The organism is Bacillus canaveralius, assembly GCF_002860125.1.
In the GTDB taxonomy this organism is placed as follows: domain Bacteria; phylum Bacillota; class Bacilli; order Bacillales; family Cytobacillaceae; genus Bacillus_BJ; species Bacillus_BJ canaveralius.
In genome coordinates, this window is record NZ_PGVA01000038.1 from 1 (window position 1) to 22,155 (window position 22,155).

General features: G+C 43.7%; 19 protein-coding genes and 2 pseudogenes. 8 read left to right on the forward strand and 13 right to left on the reverse strand.

What is annotated here, in order from left to right; all coding sequences use genetic code 11:
* The 7 genes and pseudogenes from CU635_RS15560 to CU635_RS24110 all read right to left on the reverse strand — a co-directional run.
* Window positions 1-88 (reverse strand): annotated as a pseudogene (locus CU635_RS15560) (IS200/IS605 family transposase); the annotation flags it as partial.
* A 177-nt stretch (window positions 89-265) separates the two neighbouring features.
* Entirely contained in the window at window positions 266-1,885 is a 1,620-nt protein-coding gene (locus CU635_RS15565; protein ID WP_101578305.1) for a long-chain fatty acid--CoA ligase, read from the reverse strand.
* 262 nt (window positions 1,886-2,147) lie between these two features.
* Window positions 2,148-3,662, reverse strand: coding sequence for a coproporphyrinogen III oxidase (locus tag CU635_RS15570; RefSeq protein ID WP_101578337.1), 1,515 nt, complete (start codon window positions 3,660-3,662; stop codon window positions 2,148-2,150).
* A 129-nt stretch (window positions 3,663-3,791) separates the two neighbouring features.
* The gene (locus CU635_RS15575) at window positions 3,792-4,664 is read right to left on the reverse strand and encodes a Cof-type HAD-IIB family hydrolase (protein WP_101578306.1); all 873 of its coding nucleotides are present in this window, start codon (window positions 4,662-4,664) and stop codon (window positions 3,792-3,794) included.
* Window positions 4,665-4,789: 125 nt separating this feature from the next.
* A pseudogene (locus tag CU635_RS24365) lies at window positions 4,790-4,903 on the reverse strand (hypothetical protein); the annotation flags it as partial.
* Window positions 4,904-5,032: 129 nt separating this feature from the next.
* Window positions 5,033-5,389: a YlbF/YmcA family competence regulator gene (locus CU635_RS15585; RefSeq protein WP_101578308.1), complete on the reverse strand. Its 357-nt coding sequence runs from the start codon at window positions 5,387-5,389 to the stop codon at window positions 5,033-5,035.
* Between the two features lie 100 nt (window positions 5,390-5,489).
* Window positions 5,490-5,621 (reverse strand): hypothetical protein, encoded by a 132-nt coding sequence (locus tag CU635_RS24110; protein WP_257985633.1) that lies wholly within the window; start codon window positions 5,619-5,621, stop codon window positions 5,490-5,492.
* Between the two features lie 60 nt (window positions 5,622-5,681).
* On the opposite strand from CU635_RS24110, the gene CU635_RS15590 reads away from it, so the two are divergent.
* From CU635_RS15590 to CU635_RS15620, 7 genes are all read left to right on the forward strand, one after another.
* Entirely contained in the window at window positions 5,682-7,061 is a 1,380-nt protein-coding gene (locus tag CU635_RS15590) for a YheC/YheD family endospore coat-associated protein (protein WP_101578309.1), read from the forward strand.
* A gap of 3 nt (window positions 7,062-7,064) precedes the next feature.
* Entirely contained in the window at window positions 7,065-8,168 is a 1,104-nt protein-coding gene (locus CU635_RS15595) for a YheC/YheD family endospore coat-associated protein (RefSeq protein ID WP_101578310.1), read from the forward strand.
* Entirely contained in the window at window positions 8,146-9,513 is a 1,368-nt protein-coding gene (locus CU635_RS15600) for a YheC/YheD family endospore coat-associated protein (RefSeq protein ID WP_101578311.1), read from the forward strand. Before CU635_RS15595 ends, CU635_RS15600 begins: the two co-directional genes overlap by 23 nt.
* Window positions 9,510-10,712 carry a YheC/YheD family endospore coat-associated protein gene (locus CU635_RS15605; protein WP_245917492.1) on the forward strand — a complete coding sequence of 401 codons (1,203 nt, stop codon included), beginning with the start codon at window positions 9,510-9,512 and terminating at the stop codon, window positions 10,710-10,712. Before CU635_RS15600 ends, CU635_RS15605 begins: the two co-directional genes overlap by 4 nt.
* A gap of 86 nt (window positions 10,713-10,798) precedes the next feature.
* Complete coding sequence (locus CU635_RS15610) at window positions 10,799-11,011, forward strand: YheE family protein (RefSeq protein WP_101578312.1); 213 nt, start codon at window positions 10,799-10,801, stop codon at window positions 11,009-11,011.
* 311 nt (window positions 11,012-11,322) lie between these two features.
* Entirely contained in the window at window positions 11,323-12,222 is a 900-nt protein-coding gene (locus CU635_RS15615) for a PucR family transcriptional regulator (protein WP_101578313.1), read from the forward strand.
* Window positions 12,223-12,344: 122 nt separating this feature from the next.
* Entirely contained in the window at window positions 12,345-13,469 is a 1,125-nt protein-coding gene (locus CU635_RS15620; RefSeq protein ID WP_101578314.1) for an ABC transporter ATP-binding protein, read from the forward strand.
* A 184-nt stretch (window positions 13,470-13,653) separates the two neighbouring features.
* Here CU635_RS15620 and CU635_RS15625 read toward each other — a convergent pair whose 3' ends face one another.
* A complete protein-coding gene (locus tag CU635_RS15625; RefSeq protein ID WP_101578315.1) occupies window positions 13,654-13,896 on the reverse strand; it encodes a hypothetical protein in 243 nt (80 codons plus the stop codon).
* Between the two features lie 243 nt (window positions 13,897-14,139).
* On the opposite strand from CU635_RS15625, the gene CU635_RS15630 reads away from it, so the two are divergent.
* Window positions 14,140-14,349: an alpha/beta-type small acid-soluble spore protein gene (locus tag CU635_RS15630; RefSeq protein WP_101578316.1), complete on the forward strand. Its 210-nt coding sequence runs from the start codon at window positions 14,140-14,142 to the stop codon at window positions 14,347-14,349.
* Window positions 14,350-14,403: 54 nt separating this feature from the next.
* Here CU635_RS15630 and fumC read toward each other — a convergent pair whose 3' ends face one another.
* From fumC to CU635_RS15655, 5 genes are all read right to left on the reverse strand, one after another.
* Window positions 14,404-15,777 (reverse strand): class II fumarate hydratase, encoded by a 1,374-nt coding sequence (gene fumC / locus CU635_RS15635; RefSeq protein ID WP_101578317.1) that lies wholly within the window; start codon window positions 15,775-15,777, stop codon window positions 14,404-14,406.
* Window positions 15,778-15,908: 131 nt separating this feature from the next.
* A complete protein-coding gene (locus CU635_RS15640; RefSeq protein WP_101578318.1) occupies window positions 15,909-16,844 on the reverse strand; it encodes an SDR family NAD(P)-dependent oxidoreductase in 936 nt (311 codons plus the stop codon).
* Window positions 16,845-16,930: 86 nt separating this feature from the next.
* Window positions 16,931-17,500 (reverse strand): TetR/AcrR family transcriptional regulator, encoded by a 570-nt coding sequence (locus tag CU635_RS15645; RefSeq protein ID WP_101578319.1) that lies wholly within the window; start codon window positions 17,498-17,500, stop codon window positions 16,931-16,933.
* A gap of 498 nt (window positions 17,501-17,998) precedes the next feature.
* Complete coding sequence (locus tag CU635_RS15650) at window positions 17,999-20,014, reverse strand: ABC transporter ATP-binding protein (protein ID WP_101578320.1); 2,016 nt, start codon at window positions 20,012-20,014, stop codon at window positions 17,999-18,001.
* On the reverse strand, window positions 20,011-21,768 hold the full coding sequence (locus CU635_RS15655; protein ID WP_101578321.1) for an ABC transporter ATP-binding protein: 1,758 nt from the start codon (window positions 21,766-21,768) through the stop codon (window positions 20,011-20,013). The genes CU635_RS15650 and CU635_RS15655 overlap by 4 nt, the downstream gene beginning before the upstream one ends.
* Between the last annotated feature and the right edge of the window lie 387 nt (window positions 21,769-22,155).

A 22,155-nucleotide genomic window follows, 5' to 3' on the forward strand; every position in this document is an offset into this window, starting at 1 on the left:
TTACTTGTCTTCTATACTTCGGTGCAAATACGATGTGATACTTACAATTCCAAGTTGTGTGTGGTAAACTATTAGTATCTTTTGACATAAAAACTCCTCCGTATGCTGTTATTTTGGTTGGCGAACCAAAAATATTTTAGCACCTCGGGAGAGTTTTTTTAATACAACGCTGAAAGCTTTTTGGAACCCTAGGCCTAGCCTAGGGTTTTCTTTTCTATAATAATAAAGACCAGGGTCACTTCAGCGTGCCCTGGCCTTTTTATCATTAATTTCTTTGCAATATATCCTTTTGCACGTGGTCGCGCAGCGTTCGCTTCAGGAATTTTCCTACCGATGTTTTAGGAATTTCCTTCATAAAAATAATTTCATCGGGCAGCCACCATTTCGCAAATTGCGGCTCAAGGAATTGTAACAGCTCTTCCGCCGATGTTTTCCCTGTATAGTCATCCTTTAAAACAACACATGCTACCGGGCGTTCTTGCCATTGTTCATGCGGAACCGCGACAACAGCTGCCTCAAAAACAGCTTCATGGGTCATCAGCGCATTTTCAAGATCAACGGAAGAAATCCATTCGCCGCCGCTCTTGATTAAATCCTTCGTCCGGTCGACAATTTTCATGAATCCTTCTTCATCAACAGTTACGACGTCCCCGGTGTAAAACCAGCCATCCTTGAATGCTTCAGCTGTGCGCTCATCCTTATAATATTCGGAGGCAATCCAAGGTCCGCGTAACGCCAATTCCCCCATTTCCGCACCATCCCATTTTATTTCCCCGTCCTTGCCAATCACCTTCATCTCTAATCCTGGAACTAAAATGCCCTGCATTGCTTTGATGTTGATTTTTTCATCGTCCGATAGTTGTTCCTGATAACTCTTAAGGTTAGAAATGACGACAAGCGGGCTTGTCTCTGTAAGGCCGTATGCATGCATAAATGGGATGTTATGTTTCTTCTCGAACGCATGAATGATCCCTCTCGGTGCTGCAGCTCCACCACATAAAACGGCTCTTAGGCTACTCATGTCATAGGTTTTTTCATCGAGCTCTTTTAAAAGACCGAGCCATATCGTCGGTACTCCTGCCGTAATCGTCACCTTTTCCTGCTCAATTAATTCAGCGATCAGCTTCGGGGTAAAATATGGCCCTGGCATGACGAGAGTTGTTCCAAACCACACTGCAGCAAATGGGAGTCCCCATGCATTGACATGAAACATCGGAACGACGGGCAGGGCAATATCCTTCTCACTCACTCCTGCACCATCCACCAAACCAAGAGCCATGCTATGGAGGACAATTCCCCGGTGTGAATAAACTACTCCCTTCGGATTGCCGGTTGTTGCTGATGTATAGCACATTCCAGCCGGAGCGTTCTCATCCAAATCATCCGGGTATTCGTAACTGTCATCTGCACTGGCAAGCAGTTTTTCATAATGGTAAACCGGTTCAAGTGTCGTTTCCGGCAATTCTTCTTCATCGGTCATGATGATATAGGCTTGAACGGTGGTAAATTCACTGTGAATTTTTTCGATCAATGGCAAAATGTCGGAATCTATCAATAGCACTTTATCTTCGGCATGATTCACTATATAAGCAATATGCTGCGGTGACAGTCGTATGTTAATTGTATGCAGCACAGCCCCGCTGCACGGAATCGCAAAATAGGCCTCGAGGTGGCGGTGATGGTTCCACGCCAGTGTACCCACCTTATCACCTCTTTCAACACCGAGCGTTTCGAGACCATCTGCCAGCCTCCGTGTTCTTTCGGCAATTTCTTTGTAAGTAAACCGTTTGATGCCGCTTGCTGTTCTTGAAACAACCTGCTTTTTCGGAAAATACTTTTCTGCCCTGTTAATCATTTGTGTCAGTGTTAATGCTGTCTGCATCATTGATAATCCCTCCCGTTTAAAGTAATCGCTTTCATTTTGATTTCATAATAGTCTATAAAGTTTGTTTTTAATTCATTCTCCACATTCACAAAAATCCCTGTTTTATTTTGAATTTTCAAAAATATTCTTGAATGAGTATATCACATTTACGCCCCGGATTTCTATCAGAGGGATATATGGAAAGAGTTATAAAAAAACCGAAATTGCGTTCTGGACCGCTTATGTTCCAGCTACTGTTAAAAGTCAAAACTCCTGCCTTTGCTTAGGCAGGAGTTTCTTCCCGGGAAAATAATTCTTTTAAGATGTTCAGTTTTTTAACAGTATAATCCGCAAAGCTGTCATTATAAGTCTTCGGATCCTTCGGGTTCGCAAAATGTGTGATTTTTCCTGTATGCGGATCAATAAACTTGCTTGCCGCTCCGCAGCCAAGGCCGATGATCGTTTGCTGTTCTTCCATAATCATGATGTTATAGATGCTCTCCTGGTCCGGGAATGCATACCCGACATTTTCAAGATTTCCGAGTATGTTTTTTTGCCGATACAGGTAATAAGGAACATAGCCATGTTTCTTCGTCCAATCCTCGGCCATGTTCATCATTCTTTCCACTTCAGCACGGTCCGCCACCTTGTACTTTTGCTTGTTTTTCGTCATTTCTGACGCCCGCTTAAATGACAGAGTATGAACTGTCAACGACTCCGGCATCAGTTTCTTTGTCTCGCTTAAACTGTGTGCAAACTGATCCGTGCCTTCGCCTGGAAGCCCGATGATCAAATCCATGTTGATATTATTCATAGCCTTTTGTCGTGCGAGGTGGAACTTTTCAATCGTTTCTTCAACCGTATGATGGCGGCCGATCGCCTTGAGCGTTTCCTGCGTATACGATTGCGGATTAATGCTGATCCGGTCGATGTTCCATTTTTTTAATACTTCAAGTTTTTCAGGGCTGATCGTATCCGGGCGGCCCGCCTCAACCGTAATTTCACGGATGTCGCGGACGTTTGGAAATGAGCTGTACATTTCCTCATAAAGCATATCCATCTCTTCTGCTGAAATGCTTGTTGGCTTACCGCCCCCGTAGTAAACCGTTGTTATTCGAATATTATTTTTCTTCAGCCATGCCCCTATTGTACGGATTTCAAAATGCAACCCGCCGAGAAAAGAATTGACTGTGCCTTGCCTTCCGTTGATGGCATAAGCCGGGAATGTACAATAGGCACATTTTGTTGGGCAGAAGGGGATGCCGATGTAGATACTCACTTCTTCCTGAAGACGGTAAAGATCAGGCACAGCTGCAAGCTGACGATCAACAATTTGCTGCATCAACTGGATCTTTTCGTCTGAAATCAAATAATCCTCCTGAAGCTGTTTATGGGCTTCTTCACGAGGGACGCCTTCCTGCAATTTCCGGTGCAGCAGCTTTGTCGGCCGTACACCCGTCAAAATGCCCCATTTTTGGATGATGCCAGTATGCTCCTGCAGAACCGTTAAATAAACATGTGAGATGGCCGTTTTAATTTTTGTGAACCGCTCCTTTTCCGTGTCCTCTTCGGCTAATTCCTTTTCAAAAGATGCACGGTAATGATTGCCGGATTGATCTTTGAGGATCGCATTCACCGCAATCTTTTTGGCTGTTTCATGAAGTTGAAGCTCGATCGCCAAATCAGCATTTCCGCCTTCTTCCAGCAACACTTCTGTTTCTTCATAAAAGAGGTTCGCGATTAATTGAAGCGGCCTGGTAAAACGTTCATCTTCTATTCCTTTTATATAAATTTGCAAAGCAATCACCTTTCAAATATAAGCTTCCTTCAGTGTACTGAATCGTCTTATTGCAGTCAACATGAGGTGACCGTGAAATCCCTGAAAAAAGAAAAGAGCACCCCAAATCCGGAGCGCACTATACTTTAGCTATTTTTTCAGGATATTCATCTTTTTTAAAAAATCTATCGGATGCTGTTTACGGAAATGTTCCTTCACCATGTAAGAAACTCCATGCTCATTATTGGAGCGGGTCACCCAGTCTGCAGCCTTTTTCACTTCATATGGCGCATTGCCCATTGCTACCCCGAGGCCTGCCGCTTTGATCATCTCTATATCATCAAGTGCATCACCGATGACGACCATTTCTTGCCGGGCGATTCCCAAATGCTCGCCTAAATAGATCAGGCCGCTCAATTTTGAGACGCCGCCCGCAACAATGTCGAGTCGCAGATCAGATACTTTTACAAAATCAACCTCGGAAAACATCGACTTCATCGCTTTTGTCGAGTCTTCCAAATCCTCTTCATGTTCAAAATACACTTCTATTTTGGGCGGTGCCACTTGCTGATCAATAAGCGCTTCACTTAAAATTTCAACAAATTGCTGGGAATAAAACACGGGATCACCTGTTGTGAATACTGTTTTAGCCAACATGTTATGATTGAGCTTATATTTATTGGCAATGGAAAATCGTTCATGAACAAGCCTGATCTGGCATGGAAAAGCTTCGAGCAGCTGGACAATTTCAAAGGCAATATCTTCCTTTATCCGTTTAACGAATAGGGCATCTTTTTCAAAAGGGCCGGAAATGTATCCACCCCTGTGGCTGACAAGCACTGAATTTATTTTCAAAGCCCTGGCGGCTTTTTTTGCAGATGGAAAGCTCCTTGAGGTAACAAGCGTGACATAAATGCCTTTGTGTTGAACATAGTCTATCGCTTCTTTCGTGGATTTATGGAGTTTTCCGTTTGATTGTAAAGTGGTTCCATCAATATTTAAAGCAAGCAAACGGTAAATCATCATTGTGCCCCCTATTCTTTGGTGTCACTCCTTATAACAGGTTTATGAAACCTTTGCGGGGAATAGAACATGCTTCAAAGAAATCGTCGTTAAGACAGCATTACTCGGTTTGGAGCAAGCCAGTATTAAGATGCTATCACAACCATGTTTCTGCCACCCTTTTTCGCTTTGTACAGTGCATTATCTGCCCGCTGCAACAAATCCCTGGCTAAATCGCTTTCCCTTAGTTCAGCCACTCCAAAACTGCAAGTATCACCTGCATCATGCCCGTAGGTGTCATTGACTTTTTGGCACCAACAAAAAAAGACCCTGTTCCCAGGAGCCTTTCATAACAGCATTGCAGATCTGCGCAATCAGCTGGAGCTGTTTTATTGATTTTCTATATTTCCGTACAGTTCTTCCAAAGGCTTCATGATGATTTGGTTCAATTCGGAAATTAACATGCTCATCCGCTGTTCCGCTTCCATCAGTTTTGAAATTTTCTCATGCTGCTGGACCAGAGCCACTGCTTTCTGGGCTTGGTCGACTTCATCCTGTGCAATTTCCTGACCCGCCATCTGTTTTTGCTGTAACTGCATTTGGATGTTGCGAAAATTTTCAAACATTGTTCGTGCTGAATCATCAGCATTTACTTCCTCATAGATTTTTTTGAGTAACATATATTCATCGCTGCCTCGAACAGCTTTTTCAAGATCATAGGCAGAATCGTACACATTGATCGCCAAAAATAACACTCCTTTTTCTGGAATTCCACTACACTATACCAAACTATGCAGCAAAAAGCGAGCGCGTTCACCCGGACCGTTTCACAAAAGAAACACCGATTCAGTTCAGATACTTTTTGCAAAATACTTCCCTTTTACCATCCTTCGAAACGATGCTTTTCAATTGCACTCCCGGCCCGATTGCTTCTTTAAAATGTTTCACAAACCAGCCTGCCGGTTCATACGATACCATATCAGCTTTCGCCCATTTTTCATTTGAAAGTGACTATGACATGCAAATGAGGAATGCTTTATGAGTATTTCCCCGATAGTAATCTCAATTGCGCCGATCAAAATATTTCAAGAAAAAAACCATTTTATAAAGATCGGGAAAAAACTCCTTGATAAGTGGGGGATAGAAGAAGGAGCTACCATAAAAATGCGGATCGGCAAGCGGGTTGTCGATGCGGCTGTTATTGCAACCAGGCTTGAGGCACAGCTTTTTCTAATTCCCTCTTTTACTTTGAAGGAAATGCTGCTTCCGGTTCAAAGCCTTCAACTTATAGTCCACTATCTGCCGGAACACGAAACGATTTCGTTCGGGCCAGTACTTGCCCTGTTAACGAGCATAGGTGAGACCGTCGCTGGCGAGCCCGATTTTGGCCCATTGCATGCATTTTGTGAGGAGATGCATCATGGCCTTTCCAGCCAGGGAGGTTTGTTTTACGTTTTTAACTTTAAGAATTTTCATGTTGATGCAATAGAGGGGTATTATTTCGAGAATGACGGCTGGAAACAAATGATCCTCCCGGCTCCCGATGCGATCTATAACCGCAATCCAAGCCGCACACTTGAATTATCGCGCTACTATGAGAGGTTTCAAGCGGGTGTCGCTGCCATCGGCATTGCCCTGTTTAATCACCGCTTTCTTTCAAAATGGGAAATCCACGAAATGCTGGAGGCCGAGGAGCACCTTCTCCCTTACATCCCAGTAACCAAATTATTCAATCGAGATAATCTCACCGAAATGATCTCTGAATTTGATTCACTTTACTTAAAGCCTATTAACGGCAGCCAGGGCAGAAACATCATTCAACTGACCAGAATGGACGACAACGATTTTATGATTAGCTCATCAAACTCCTGGTTTGCCACGTCAGAACATAAAAGCCTGGATGAAACGATTAAACAGATTGAATCCCGTTTGCATAACAATATTTATCTCATTCAACAAGGAATTCCCCTCATATCAATCCATAACCGAAAGCTCGATTTCCGGCTTTTATGTCATAAAAACCTGTCCGGGAGGTGGAAAGTAACTTCGACGACCGCACGAATATCTGCGGAGCACCAGTTTGTTTCGAATATCGCCCGCGGTGGAGAAACGATGCGCCCGTTAAAGGCACTCTCGTTATATTTTGATCGGGTATCAGCTTTACAAATAGCGGCTTTAATGAAGGAAGTAGCTCTGGAAACCGCCACCATTGTCGGTGAACGGACAGATGGACTCACGATTGAACTTGGCATCGACATCGGAGTTGACTGTACAGGAGGAGTCTGGTTGATTGAAGTCAATTCAAAACCATCGAAAAATTTTGAAGAACACGATACGAAAATTCGTCCCTCGGCTAAAGCAATAATTGAATTTGCAACATCATGGGCACTAAAGCCATTTCAACTGGAGGAGGAGTGATATATGATCAAGTTCGGTATTATGGCCCTGCATCTGAACAGTGAAAATAAATATGTAAATGAAATTGCTTCAAGAGCCGCCAGCTTCGGGATCGAATGCTTCCGGTTCATCCCTTCGCAAATCAACCCAGTTACGATGCTTGTCACCGGGCATAGGTATGACACAGAAAGGTCGCGCTGGAATGCAGCGGAATTTCCGATTCCTGATATTCTCTATGATCGCTGCTTTTACGGCGATGACCGCCACTCTAAGCAGTGTATTCCGATTGTTAGCTGGTTAAAAAACAACCCGGACATTACTTTCCTCGGTTATGGCCTTCCTAATAAGCTTGAAATTTATGAAGTGTTGGCGTCATCACCACTGGCACCCTACTTGCCTGCTTCAAAACCTGTATCATTGCCTGAAGAAGTTTTAAATGAATTAAAAAGGCACAGGAAAATCATTTTGAAGCCTGTAAACGGCTCGGGGGGAAACGGAATCTATTATTTAGAAGTCCAAAAAGAAGGAATTCTTGCGAAAACGGAAAAACAAGGTAACCAAGTTAACTATCTTTTTTCAATCAAAAGCAAGCTGTCACGGTGGCTCGAGTCGTTACTAACTAAAAAAAAATTCTTAGTGCAGCCTTATTTGCAACTAACAGACGATCAAGACCGGCCTTTTGATGTCCGGGTCCTTCTCCAAAAGGACGCAAACGGTCATTGGCTTGAAAGAGGACGGGGGATTCGGACCGGCAAAAAAGATGGGATTCTTTCAAATTTAAGCGCCGGGGGAGTCGCTGCCCCTTTTCGAGCCTGGGTTGATAAAGTCGATCCGTCACTCAAAAATTTTATTTGCGAGGAACTTGATGAGCTATTAGTAAAAATTCCTGCTGTTCTTGAAGATTCATTTATGCCGCTTTTTGAACTTGGTGTTGATATTGGCATTACGAAAGACGGCGCTGTTTGGATTCTTGACCTTAATTCAAAACCGGGCCGCAAGGTGATTTTGCAGTCCCTGCCTCATCTTCAGGAAGAATTATTTTCCGCACCGCTTCTTTACGCAAAAAAAATCGGCAGCGCCGTACAGAAAGAGAGGAAACGGTACAATGAGAAAACGCTATCCAATTGAATTCTCCGCAAAAATTGATGACGTGGTTTATTATCCCGCCGAATTTCCGTTAAATGGGACCACTTTAAAAATTGCTTTTGGAAGCAAGTCGGTTGCAGCAATTATCCTCCCCCATCCCGAAGCGGAAAATGTGATCGTCATTAGCAAGAACATCCAGGCTCAGTTAAAAATGCCTGAACTGACAAGCCAGCTGCATTTATTTGTCGAAAACGAGACATTGTTTATAGGCCCTCTTGTCGGTATTTTCACAGCCGGTTTTACACCGTTTCCGCTAAGGCCGGTCGGGGATAGGTCATTGTTTTTCGCCAAGCTGCTCTCCGTGCAAAAATCTGTGGGCGTGCTGCCATTTGTCTTTGGAGAGAAACATATCGACTGGGAAAATGGGCTGATAAAGGGGTATTTTTATCAGCAAAAGGGCTGGGAGATCATCGAGGTTCCCTTTCCAAATGTCATTTATGACCGGCTCCCAAACCGGCGTACGGAAAAGCTGTTTGAGTTAAAAAAAGTGAAAGAACGCCTGCAAAACGATTATTTAATTCCTTGTTACAATCCCGGCTTTTTTAATAAGCTTGAAATTCACGAGCGGCTGCTCCAGGAAGATGCTCTGTCTCAATATTTGCCGGAAACCCACCCATTCACATCGTTCTCAAATATTGAACGAATGCTGGCAGATTACGGTCATGTGTATATAAAACCGATCAACGGCAGCCTTGGGTTCGGCGTCCACCAAATTATCTATGATAAACGGGGTGGGGATTATTATTGCCGGTATCGCGATGAACACGGAAAAAACAAACTAAAAAAGTTTGCTTCATTGGAAATATTAATGCGCCACATATTTTCCAATCAAAGTCTTTCAAAAATGCTCATCCAGCAAGGTATCGACCTAATCAGGAACGAAAAGCGCCAGATTGATTTCAGGATTCATACAAACAAGGATGAAAGCGGGACATGGCAAGTCACCGCCATGGCCGCAAAAATTGCTGGTCCGGGAAGCGTTACAACCCACATAAACAATGGCGGAGCGATCAGGACGATCGAGGAAGTTTTTCCTGATGAAAATGACCAACAAGCTTTTTTAGAAAAGCTGACAGATGCGGCTCTTGAATTAAGCAAAGGGATTGAAAAAAACATCGATGGGTTTATCGGTGAGATTGGCTTTGATATGGGGATCGACAGGAATGGCCGTATATGGCTGTTCGAAGCAAATTCAAAGCCGGGACGATCGATTTTCAAGCATCCCCGCTTAAAAGAGTTTGAACTTTTGACCCGAAAATTCTCATTAGCCTTTGCCGTATTTTTAGCAGAGCAGGCGATCACAAAACCAGAGGAAGTATTCAAGTGATTCTTCATTATAGTCAAATTGAAAAGCTCTGGTGTATTTTAACCGGTGCTGGGCCAAGGCGCACGTTCGCGTCCAATCAACAGCATTTGCCGGTGCGTCCTCTAGCTGGCCAGGGTCCCGTGCTCTCTATCCCGATTGATTCGCCGTCCAAAAATGCCGGACCGTTAATCGGGATTATGACGGCCCGAAAGAAAAATGGTGGCAGCATAGCCGGAAACGGCCAGCTGTTTGCCGCTATCCAAAAAAAAATAATCGGAATGGGCGGCATTTCTGTCGTATTTACTCCGGACCGGCTTACAGAGTCAACTATCCAAGGCTATTTATATGTACCGGGCAAGCAGAAATGGATTGAAGTTTCTGCGCCGATTCCGGATCTCATCTACAACCGGATTCCCTTCAGGCAAGCTGAAAAAACAGCAGAGACGATTGAAGCCTTCATAAAATTTGCCGACCAAAACATTCCGATCTTTAATCCGTGCTTTCTTGATAAATATGTCCTCTATGAAATTCTTAACCAAAATGAAGAGATGCGTCCCTGCTTGCCAGCGACGATCGCCGTGCACAATGATGGTGAGCTGCAAGATTTTCTTGACAAGCATCACTCCATCTATTTAAAACCGCGGGTCTCAGCACAGGGGAAAGGGATTTTTCGGGTAATGAAGGATTCCGAAGGTACAATTGCGCTCGAAAGCAAACGCAAAAAAATCAGCTTCGGCAGCTATGCGAAATTTTGGGCCCATCTCAGTCCCACTGTTGAAACGAGCAAGTATATCGCCCAGGAAGCCGTCACACCTGCACGGCTAACTGGCCACCGCTTTGACTTTAGAATCCTCGCACATTGGGGGGAAAATGGCTACCGTCCGACGGGAGTAGGCATCAGGCAATCGGGACAACAGGAGTTGACCACCCATCTTCCGAACGGCGGCAAGCTTTTGCCGTACAGCCTGGTTCGCAGCAGTGAACACGATCAATTTATTGAAAAGATCGTGCGCATATGCGGCGAATCCCTTTCTTCGGAGCTGGGCTTTTTCGGTGAATTTTCGATTGATGCCGGAATCACAGCAAACGGCGAATACGTCCTTTATGAAATCAACTCCAAGCCGATGTCGTTTGATGAGCCGGAGATCGAGGAACAGCGGGTTAGGAACCTCTGCAACTTGTTCTTCCTTCGCTCCGGATTTCCCATACCGACGCAATGATCCACAACAGGCCTGCTACATGAGAGCCTGTTGTTTTATTTTGTTCGGTACTGACGGTAAAATGAAGCCAAGGAGGGATTTGCAGAATGTTAACACATTTTCAGTATAAACCGCTATATGCTAATAACCAGCTCCCGGGCTGGACGTTTTCATTTTACTTACAAAAGAAAAAATACGAAGGAATTTATCACCAAAGCGGGAAAATTGAGTGGACATCGATAGAGCCGAATCAAGAGATCATTGCAGATGTCCAGAGCCAGATTCATGAATTGATGTTATATCATGTATATGAGAAATAGTCTTCTGTTTGAAAAGCCAGCACTTTTTCCATAATTGAAAATATAAACACTGGACAGCAGGTCAGGAACGCGGACATTGAGGCGCGAAATTGTACGGTCGACGAAAAATGGTTGCTCTGAAACGCATTTCATAGTTTATGATCCAAGCAGGACATTGAGGGGCGTAATACTCGGCGGTTTCCCGCCAGTGGCGTGACAATCAATGTCTTCTTGCTGCGTCTGTTTTTCTTTTCGCTACTAAGTTTGCAACCTTTCTGCTTGTACCACTAACTGCTATAATGAGAGGTATCAAACCTTAAAGAGGAAACGTTATGTTTAAACAACTTTTATCACTTTACCCCGGTGCAGTGCTCGCGTCCAACCCTCCTGATCAATTAACTGCCGGTTACAATTGGTTCTTGTCCCCTGATCAGGATGAGTGGATCGGCATTCCCCAAAAAAACTTAAGCGAAAAAGAATTGGACTTGCTTAATGCCTTGTTCGGGAGCTTTGGGCAGCCAGCAGCAATTTACCGGGGCTACCAGGAACAAAGCTGGCATGATTTTTTATTTGCAGCAGGAAAGCCTCCCGCTTCCGATCATGCTCCAAGAAGGATGATCCAGTTTCAGTTCAAAGGGGAAAGCCTGAACAAAAATGAAATGGAGCCTGCCTTAAAAGGTTTTTTTGCGGATGATTGTATCGTTATCTGGCTAGGTGATCGATCAGGACTTGTGATTGAGGATAATAAAGGCTACATAATGGGCGAGGATGATTTCCATTCATTGGCCAATACACTGGAAAGTGATTTTTATATCAAAACCTATTTCTATTTGGGCAAGTTTTTACCTATTAACGAAGAAATGAGTCGCCGTGTTCAGTACGAAGCTGAATTCTTTCAAACAGGAATAAAACTCCTCACGAAGGAACGGATCTACACGTTTGAAAAAGTTTTTCCTGCGCTGCTGTCTGCTTCGATGCCGGAAAATTTGCGCCGTCATTTAACGCAACAAATTTTACCGATCTTTCAAGAGGAGCCTGAAATGCTTCATACAATAAAAGTTTTTCTGGAAAACAATTTGAATGCTTCTTTAACAGCTAAAAAGCTATATATCCACCGCAACACCCTGCAATACCGGATTGACAAATTTACCGATAAAACCGGGATCAGCTTGAAGGACTTTAACGGAGCCATAACTGTATATATTGCCTGTTATTTATACGAATTAAGCTAACTTTTGATTTTTCTACAAGTTGCCCAAAAACGCCCCTCACTTTTTGTGCAGAATGTCCATACTTTATTCTTCTATTATTCGATAGACTAAGTTCAAGCAGAATTAATAGGAGGACGAACAAAATGGCTGAATTGAAATTAGATCATATTTACAAGGTTTATGATAATAAGGTAACCGCGGTTGATGATTTTAACCTTCATATTAAGGATAAAGAATTCATCGTTTTTGTCGGTCCATCCGGATGCGGTAAGTCGACTACATTAAGGATGATCGCCGGGCTTGAGGAAATTTCGCAGGGTGATTTTTATATCGACGGCAAACGTGTCAATGATGTCGCACCAAAAGACCGCGACATTGCAATGGTTTTCCAGAACTATGCCCTTTATCCGCATATGACTGTTTATGATAATATGGCGTTTGGCTTAAAGCTTCGAAAGTTTGCTAAAGATGAGATTGACCGCCGTGTTAAAGACGCTGCGAAAATCTTGGGCCTTGAGCCATATTTAGACCGCAAGCCAAAAGCTCTATCCGGTGGACAGCGCCAGCGTGTCGCCTTGGGCCGCGCCATTGTTCGTGACGCGAAAGTGTTCTTGATGGATGAGCCGCTCTCCAACCTTGATGCAAAGCTTCGTGTGCAAATGCGTGCTGAAATCGCCAAGCTTCATCAGCGTCTGCAAACGACTACAATTTATGTAACCCATGACCAAACCGAAGCGATGACGATGGCAACACGTCTCGTTGTCATGAAAGACGGGATTATTCAGCAGGTCGGTGCTCCTAAAGAAGTATACGAAAAGCCCGAAAATGTTTTTGTTGGCGGATTTATCGGTTCTCCCGCGATGAATTTCTTTAACGGCATGCTTGAAGAAGGAAAATTCGTGATTGGCAATGTAGCTGTTGCCGTGCCGGAAGGAAAAATGAAGGTCCTTCGTGATCAAGGTTACGTCGGAAAAGAACTGATTCTTGGAGTCAGACCTGAAGACATTCATGATGAGCCTGTTTTCATCGATGCTTCAGCCGGTTCCAAAATTTCCGCAGTCATTGATGTTGCTGAATTAACAGGAGCGGAAACGATGCTCTACTCCAGCGTTGATGCACAGGAATTTGTTGCCCGCGTCGATTCCCGCACTGACATCATTCCGGGACAAACTCTTGAGCTTGCGTTCGACATGAACAAAGTCCATTTCTTCGATGCTGAAACTGAACTGAGAATTCGCCCGGCTGCAGAGGCGGTTGCTGCGGTATAACCAAACCAAACAAAACAAAATCTGGCCTAAAAAGGACATATAAGTGACCTTTTTAGGCCAGATTTTTTTGTATAATAACTAATGCATGTTAACAATCATTTATAAATGAGGGCCCAAAGTGTGCTGTCTGAAAGAAACCAACTTTCTTCGTTAAAATGCGGGGACGAAAAAGGTAGAGTTAGAATTATTCTTTCACCAGCAAAACTTTTTCTAATCCACATTCGCTGCATGTAAAAAGATGCGGGCATTGCTGGTTTGAATATGTAGTTGGATAGCCGTCTTCCAGTTTCATTTGGTCAATTGGCATATACGGGCTGTAATCATCGTAGTAGTCCATGATTCTTCCTTGCTCCGCCAATAGCTGCCCGCAAGATGGGCATGCGACTTCCAATCTCCTAAAACCGTTGCAAATCGGGCAGGCAGACATCATGGTTACTCCTTTCCAAGTAGTATCTTTAGTGTTTGTTTTTCTTATGATTTATAGTTTGGCCAACTTCAGGAAATTATTGCGCTTTATTCCTCTGATAATCCATCAAATAAAACGCATACTAATAGTGCATTAGCATTTCCTTCAAGATGTTGGGTTAAACCAAGCAGGTAGCAGGCCACGCCTGCGGCCGGTGCGAATCCGGCTAACCCAGCCAAAAGAATTCAAATGAGGAGATGATTACTGATGTCTAACAGAAGTGGATCCTCCAACAAACTGCTTGTTCCGCAAGCTGGTCCGGCTCTTGACCAGTTGAAAAATGAAATTGCCCAGGAGTTCGGAGTGCAGCTGGGCGCGGATCAAACTGCCCGCGCCAACGGTTCTGTCGGCGGTGAGATGACAAAACGCATGGTTGCTCTTGCTCAAGCTCAGCTTAGCGGGCTGCGGCGTTAATTTGAATTTCTTATTCTGAAGTTGCCCCCTTCTCATCTGAAGGGGGCATCCTTGTTACACCATCTTTTCCGGCTTAACCCAGAGGTTATATTGCTCTTCGTTCACATAGCCTGAGCGGAGCGCCGCTTCCTTAAGGGTAATATTCTCACTAAACGCCATCTTTGCAATTTCAGCTGCTTTTTCATAACCGATCTGAGGGTTCAGTGCTGTGACGAGCATGAGCGAATTTTCGACATGGGCTGATATCGTTTCCAGGTTCGCTTCAATTCCAACTGCGCAATTTTTATTAAAGGAATCGATGGAGTCTGCCAGAAGCCGAATGCTTTGCAGGCAATTGTAAATGATAACCGGTTTAAAAACATTCAGCTCGAAATTCCCCTGGCTTGCAGCAAAGCCGATCGCCGCATCGTTTCCGAATACCTGGCATGCGACCATCGTCACTGCTTCACTTTGGGTTGGATTGACTTTTCCCGGCATGATCGAGCTCCCCGGCTCATTGGCGGGAATCGATATTTCCCCGATTCCGCTCCTTGGACCGCTCGCAAGCCAGCGGACATCATTGGCAATTTTCATTAAATCAGCTGCCAGCGCTTTTAAAGCTCCATGGACATAAACGATTTCGTCATGGCTCGTCAGCGCATGAAACTTGTTCGCTGCTGAACGAAAATCGTGTCCCGTTTGTTTCGCAATTTCCTTTGCCGCTTCCTCGCCAAATCTGGGGTCAGCATTAATTCCTGTTCCAACGGCAGTGCCGCCGATCGCCAGATCCAACAAATAACCAGCTGCTTCACCAATCATCTTTTCATCTTTTTCAAGCATGCTACGCCAGCCGCTGATTTCCTGTCCTAAAGTGAGTGGAGTTGCATCCTGCAGATGGGTTCTGCCGATTTTAATGATGTCTGAAAAGGCATTCTCTTTTTCCTTAAATGTTTCCGCTAAACAACGGACAGCCGGCAAGAGCCGTTCTTTTACTGCGAGATATGCAGCAATATGCATCGCTGTCGGAAACGTATCATTGGAACTTTGCGACATGTTCACATCATCGTTTGGATGTACCTTGGCATTGTTGTCCTCCAATAATTCGTTCGCCCGTTTAGCGATCACTTCATTCACATTCATATTTGACTGCGTACCGCTCCCGGTTTGCCAGACAACTAACGGAAAATGATCGTCGTATTTGCCGCTGATAATTTCTTTACTTGCCTGCACGATCGCTTGGTTCTTCTCATTGGAAAGCTTGCCAAGCCGCTCGTTAACGATCGCTGCCGCTTTCTTGATATGGGCAAAGGCATAGATGAGTTCGATCGGCATCTTTTCAATGCCAATTTTAAAATTATCCTTGCTTCGCTGCGTCTGAGCTCCCCAATATTTAGCGGCCGGAACCTTCACTTCACCTAATGTATCCCGCTCAATCCGGTAATCTGTCATTTGCCTGCCTCCCTTCCCTTACCCTTACATTATTTATTCTTTTCCCCAATTCTCCAGCTTTTAAAATTATGGAAGTCTTTTTTTATATATGGTCCTGTGATAAAAAATCATTCTCAGCAATTTCCGACGGATTAATTGTGGCTCTTAATATATTCAATCGTTGCTTTTATGCCCTCGCTGTATGGTGTTCTCGGTAGCGATCCAATATACTGTTCATATTTCTCTCCGTCCAATACGACCGGTTCTTCATTTAAATAAAACATTTCAACCACTTCCCGCATAGTGGAATTAAAAAGACCCAGAAATCTAATCATATTTTTTGATACAGTTGCGACAGATCGTTGATAACCAGTGATTTCGCGAATCATTTTTACGATTTCCTTGCCGGTAATAACGCCATACCCGGGAATATTCCAGTTTTGTCCGAATGCCTCCTTACTTAAAGCGAGATTAACAATTGCTTTGGCACCATCTGGAGTATAGATGAATTCCCTTTGAATGCTTTGATCACCTATAAACATGGATTTCTTATTTTTCACTGCACTTTGAAAAGTAAAGTGTAACAAAGTATTTTTTGCGTTCGGGCCGTAAAAATCGGGGCAATGGGCGATCAATGCCCGGGCACCTGATTGTTTAACCATTTTCTCTACTTCAAGGCGGATTTTCCCCTTTTTTGTGTGAGGATTTTTTGCTGTTTGCTCAGTAACCTTTATGCCCGGGCTTCTGCCATAAGCATAAATATTATCGACGATCACAAGCTTTGCCGAATGGTCTTTGGCTGTCTTAACAATATTGGACATAAAACCCATCAACTTCTTTTCCCAATCAGGGTAAGGGATGTTCGCAGACTGAAAAATGGTGTCTACTCCCTTTGCAGCATTGCGCAAATCTTCTTTATTGAAAATATCTCCTGCAAACACCGACACATTCGGATCATTATCAAATAGTTGCTCTAATTTTTTCTTTGTCCTCGCAAATGCGGTAACTTTAATTCCTCTGTTCGATAATTCTTTTGCAATTGAATAGCCCATTCCTCCTGAAGCTCCTAAAACCAATGCATTCTTCATAGAAATTTCCCCTTTTCAAATAATTAATTGAACATTGGTCAATACTGTTTAAAAAAATGTAGCACCAGTCAATAATGCTGAAAAATTTAAACGAGCGATTTTAATAAAAAATTCACATGGGCAGCAGCCATGTCTTTTACTTCTTCATATCCCACAATATGCCGGCAATAATGAGTTACAAAACCATGCAAAGATAAAAATATAGAAAAAATTTCCTGAAGGGAAAACTCGCCGCCAGACAATAAGTGAACAGATTGCGCAAACTTTTCATAGCTGTGATTCGGGCCATTATTGATAAAATTACGGACTTCATCATCTTTGATCAGGAACATAATTTCATAATGGCTTTGATACGTAAGTCCAAATTCTATGTATCCAAGGAAGATTTGCTTCAGTTTTTCCTTCGGCTCCAACTGCTGATTCATTACTTCATCCAGTTTTTCATCCAACATCAGAAAATGTTTTTCCACAAGCGCATAAAAAAGCTCCGCTTTATTCTTAAAATGATAGTAAAGAGCCCCGTGGCTGTATTTCAGTTCCGTTGCAATCTGCCTCATTGAGACATGCTGGTATCCCTTGGCGGTAAACAAATCTCTTGCTGCATCCATGATCATTTCACGTGTTAATTCCTGCTGTACAGACTTTCTTGGTGACATGGTGACCTCTCCTTATTAACCACTGTTCAATTAAATATTAATACGACAATTGGATTCTGTCAATTGAGATTTCCATCCTTGGCCAGTAAAGTTTCTAATAGCCTGACAGCGGAGCGAAACAGTCACAACACTTGCTTAGATGTCATCAAAATGAGGTATATACATTCACCGTAAAACTTTTTTTAGTACTGCCCCGCATAAGGTCAGTCAAAACCATAAAAAACTGCCCGGGAGTTCCGGACAGTTTAAGAGGCCTTAATAATTGAATAGCCGATAAAATAGCCAAGCACCATGATACTTGCAATCGTAAGCGTCACTGAAAATAACTCCATATAAAAAATCCTCCTTTTATTGAAGTTGTTGATTATTTTTAACATATCATGAAATCTTGACAACTAATTGTGACATTTATCACCGATTGGTGACAGCTACGTGACAGTTTTATGAACGAAGACGGAAATGAAACAGAGAGGCAACCAAATAGGCGCCTCTCCTTACTTATCCTGCGAGCGTGTTGCTTCCCTGCTGCAGCTGATACATTTGATAATATTTCCCCTTCAATTCCATCAGCTCTTCATGGCTGCCTTTTTCAACGATCGAGCCGCGGTCTAAAACAAGAATTTGGTCGGCATTTCGAATCGTTGAAAGCCGGTGGGCGATGATAAACGTTGTTCGGCCTTTTTTCAATACTTCCATTGCCTCCTGGATGATTGCTTCCGTTTCTGTATCAATGCTCGAAGTGGCTTCATCCAAAATCAAAATGGCCGGGTCATAGGCAAGTGCACGCGCAAATGAAATTAACTGCCTCTGCCCACTTGAAAGTGTACTGCCTTTTTCAATAACCGGCTCATCATAGCCATTCTCGAGGTTTCTAAAAATCCGGTTTGCGCCAACATCAGACAGCGCTTTTTCAACCTTTTCCCGGCTGATTGACGGATCATCGAGACTGACATTGGAGGCAATCGTCCCGGTGAACAAGAACGGGTCCTGCAACACAATGCCCATATGGCTGCGCAAAGTTTGCCGCGGCATTTCTGTAATATCCTTTCCATCAATCACAATCCGGCCTTTCTGGCTGTCGTAAAATCGGAACAGCAGGTTCATTATTGAACTCTTTCCAGACCCGGTGTGGCCGACAAGTGCAACTGTTTCCCCATGCTTAGCCTCGAAATCAATGTTTTTCAGGACATACTCGCCTTCCTTGTATCCAAACGACACATTTTCAAAGACAACATTCCCTTTGTAGCGGGGAACTTCAGTCTCACTTACGTCGATACCTTCCTCGTCCATCAGCTTGAATACCCGTTCACCGGCAACGAGTGCCTGCTCCAGATTTGCCAGCTGGTTAACGATTCCCTGGACCGGATGGAAAAGCCGGTTAATATAATCGACAAACGCATAAAGCATCCCAAGCGAAATGACCGCAGAAGGCGTTATCGATTCAGCGCCAAAGTACCAGATAAAAGCAACAAATACGATATTTCGCAGCACCCCAACCAGGTTATGGGAAGTAAACGAATTGAGGCTCAACAGTTTATTTTGATATGAAAAATGATCGTTATTAAGAGCTTCAAATTCCTTCTGCGTTTCCTTCTCCCTGCTGAAGGCCTGGATGATGTTCATTCCCTGGATCGACTCGTTGATCATCGCATTTATATCGCTCACTCGCGCACGAATTACATGATTATATTTAGAGGCGAATTTTCGGTAAACCTTCATCCATACATATAAAATCGGCAGGAGCAGCAAACAGATCGCCGCCAGCTTCACATGTAAAATAAATAAAGCCACATAAATACCGGCTATATAAATAGCACTAGTGAAAAAGGTTGATAACACCGTCACGTATAATTCCCTGATTGCTTCAGTATCATTGGTGATCCGGGCGACGACCTTTCCGGCAGGAAGGTTATCAAAATAACGAATCGGCAGACGCTGAATTTGCCCGAACACATCCTCGCGCATCTTTTGGATAATCCGGTTTGCCGACTTTTGCAGATAATAGCGCTGTCCATACTGGAAAAAAGCAGCGATGACGATCAGCACAAAATAAACGCCAAGCAGTTGAATGATCTTCGGAATTTCAGGCCGATAAAACTTAATCAGCTCGTCACCTTTTAAAAGTTCCGCATTAAAACTTTCTTCTTGTTTACCCTTCTTAATCGTTAACGTCCCGTCGCTGAAGCTTCTTTCTCCATCTAGTTCAACCGCGTCTTCGACAAACACAAATTCCCTTCCTGCCTGAAGAATTCGGACTTCTGCCAATTTCACCTCGTCTTCAGCAAGATAATGATCACGTTTATAATAGTTCCCTTTATAGGAAACCGTATCTTCACCTGCTTCTGTTTGGTACCAGACAGATTCGATTCCCATAATATGCTGGTCAATCACCCGTTTGGCAATGAACGGACCGGCCAGATCAGCCATTACCGCAATTGTCAGCATCGCAAGTGCGGCGATGATAATACTTTTATAGCTTAACGCATACCGAAACAATCGTTTCCCTGTTCTCATGAGAGCACCTCCTCTTCTGCAGCTGCCTCTGCCTGCTGCCTGATGTATTGCTCTCTATACCAGCCGTTGCTGTTCATTAATTGCTCATGCGTTCCTGTTTCAATCACTTTACCGCCATCAAAAACGATAATATTGTCAGCGTGCTGGACAGCAGACATGCGGTGCGTAGTAATGATCGTTGTTTTTTCGCTTCGCTCGCTGCGAATGTTATCAATAATCTTCTTTTCCGTTTTTGCATCGACCGCTGACAGCGAATCGTCAAGTATGAGGATTTCCGGATCTTTGATCAAGGCCCGGGCAATCGAAATCCTCTGTTTCTGTCCGCCTGACAGGGCAACCCCTTTTTCCCCGACAAGAGTATCGAGCCCATCTGGAAGCATCTCAAGATCTTTTCGGAAAGCAGCAAGGTCAATCGCCTTTTGCAAATCAGCTTCGCCGGCATCCGTCAAACCAAACAGAATATTTTCCTTAACCGTTCTTGAAAAAAGAACATGGTCCTGAGGCACATAGCCAATCCAGCCCCGCGTTCTTTCGAGAGCCTGTTCATTGATCGGCACTTCCGATACAGCCAATTCTCCCGGGCCGGCCGGATACTCCCTTAACAGCTGCTTGATAAAGGTCGTTTTCCCGCTGCCAGTTTTGCCGACGACTCCGAGCGTTCCCCCTTTTTCCAGCTTCACATTAATGTTTTGCAGGTTATCACCGTTTGATGATGGATACCGAAAAGAAAGTTGGTCAAAAGAGATTGTTTCTGGTTGATCGACGCTGACCGGTTGCAACGGATCTTTGACATCCTCTTCATATGCGAGTGTTTCCTGCACCCTGTCAAGGGAAGCATTGCCCCTCTGCATCACATTGATTAATTCTCCAATCGCAAACATCGGCCAAATCAGCATCCCAAGATACACATTGAAAGCGACAAGATCTCCGAGGGTAATCGTCTGTTGAAAAACCATATGTGCACCATAACCAAGCCCGATTAAATAGCTTAACCCGACGATGACTTTAATGGTTGGATCAAAGAGAGAGTCAATTTTTGCTACTTTAATATTTTTGTTGTATACATCTTCAGTTAATCGATGGAACTTCTCTCCATCCGCTTTTTCCTGCACGTATGCCCGAATGACCCGGACTCCTGACACTGATTCAAGCACCCGATCATTTAATTCACCAAAGGCATCCTGGGCGCTCATAAACCGTGAATGAATTCGCTTCCCGTAAATATTCATTAACAACGCCATGATCGGAAGCGGCAGGATGGCAGCCAGTGTCAGCTTCCAACTGATTAAAAATCCCATTGTAAAAAGAATCGTCAGCATAAAAATAGTTGAATCAACAAGCGTCAATATGCCGAAGCCTGCCGTCACTGAGATTGCCTTTAAATCGTTTGTTGCCCGGGCCATTAAATCTCCGGTCCGGTTCTTTTCAAAAAATGTCGGCGTCATTTTTAATAAATGGCCCATAAATTGCGACCGAAGCTTCCGTTCCACTAAAAAAGCCCCGCCAAATAATTGGTACATCCATACATAGGTGATCCCGTAGGAAATGACGGTAATCACAGCTAAATAGCCGAGATATTGAAAAACCTTTTCGATTGTCATTGAGCCGATGTGAATGTCATCGATAGCCATCCCGACTAATTTAGGCGGCATGACGTCAAGAATTCCGACAATAACAAGGAGCACGATCGCAACCGTGTACCTTTTCCAATTTTCTTTAAAAAACCAGCTTAACTTCTTAAATACTGAAAACATCTGTGTGTTCTCTCCTCTCGTCAGCAAAGTTGTTTACGACTAACCGCCTTCAAGCTCCCCAGTGGAAATGCCAATTCTCTCTGTTTGAATACGTAACATTCTTTGTTCCTCCTTTGATTTGTTTTTATAGAAAACGGGATTCTCCCGGTTTTCAAGGTTTTTTGGACAAAAAAAGGACATACCGCAGCATGCGATATGTCCAGTTTACAGGCAGACAAAACGGCACACGTTACGCAATAACGCAACCTGTACCGAATTTCCACTTAAGTAAATTCAGGCAAAAAATGTAAAAGGGCAGGTTACGATCTGTTTGTATGAAGTTGTTTCGCTAGTTAGTTGAATTAAGATCATCGGTAACCCTCCTTTTGCTGTAAATTTTTTCTTCCT

Bases quoted from the DNA above. Each gene is read 5' to 3' on its own strand.
- CU635_RS15655 (WP_101578321.1), bottom strand. From the start codon at position 21,768: ATGTTTTCAGTATTTAAGAAGTTAAGCTGGTTTTTTAAAGAAAATTGG.
- CU635_RS15620 (WP_101578314.1), top strand. From the start codon at position 12,345: ATGGCTGAATTGAAATTAGATCATATTTACAAGGTTTATGATAATAAG.
- fumC (WP_101578317.1), bottom strand. From the start codon at position 15,777: ATGACAGATTACCGGATTGAGCGGGATACATTAGGTGAAGTGAAGGTT.
- CU635_RS15625 (WP_101578315.1), bottom strand. From the start codon at position 13,896: ATGTCTGCCTGCCCGATTTGCAACGGTTTTAGGAGATTGGAAGTCGCA.
- CU635_RS15595 (WP_101578310.1), top strand. From the start codon at position 7,065: ATGATCAAGTTCGGTATTATGGCCCTGCATCTGAACAGTGAAAATAAA.
- CU635_RS15590 (WP_101578309.1), top strand. From the start codon at position 5,682: ATGAGTATTTCCCCGATAGTAATCTCAATTGCGCCGATCAAAATATTT.
- CU635_RS15650 (WP_101578320.1), bottom strand. From the start codon at position 20,014: ATGAGAACAGGGAAACGATTGTTTCGGTATGCGTTAAGCTATAAAAGT.
- CU635_RS15600 (WP_101578311.1), top strand. From the start codon at position 8,146: ATGAGAAAACGCTATCCAATTGAATTCTCCGCAAAAATTGATGACGTG.
- CU635_RS15575 (WP_101578306.1), bottom strand. From the start codon at position 4,664: ATGATTTACCGTTTGCTTGCTTTAAATATTGATGGAACCACTTTACAA.
- CU635_RS24110 (WP_257985633.1), bottom strand. From the start codon at position 5,621: ATGGTATCGTATGAACCGGCAGGCTGGTTTGTGAAACATTTTAAAGAA.
- CU635_RS15610 (WP_101578312.1), top strand. From the start codon at position 10,799: ATGTTAACACATTTTCAGTATAAACCGCTATATGCTAATAACCAGCTC.
- CU635_RS15615 (WP_101578313.1), top strand. From the start codon at position 11,323: ATGTTTAAACAACTTTTATCACTTTACCCCGGTGCAGTGCTCGCGTCC.
- CU635_RS15565 (WP_101578305.1), bottom strand. From the start codon at position 1,885: ATGATGCAGACAGCATTAACACTGACACAAATGATTAACAGGGCAGAA.
- CU635_RS15645 (WP_101578319.1), bottom strand. From the start codon at position 17,500: ATGTCACCAAGAAAGTCTGTACAGCAGGAATTAACACGTGAAATGATC.
- CU635_RS15640 (WP_101578318.1), bottom strand. From the start codon at position 16,844: ATGAAGAATGCATTGGTTTTAGGAGCTTCAGGAGGAATGGGCTATTCA.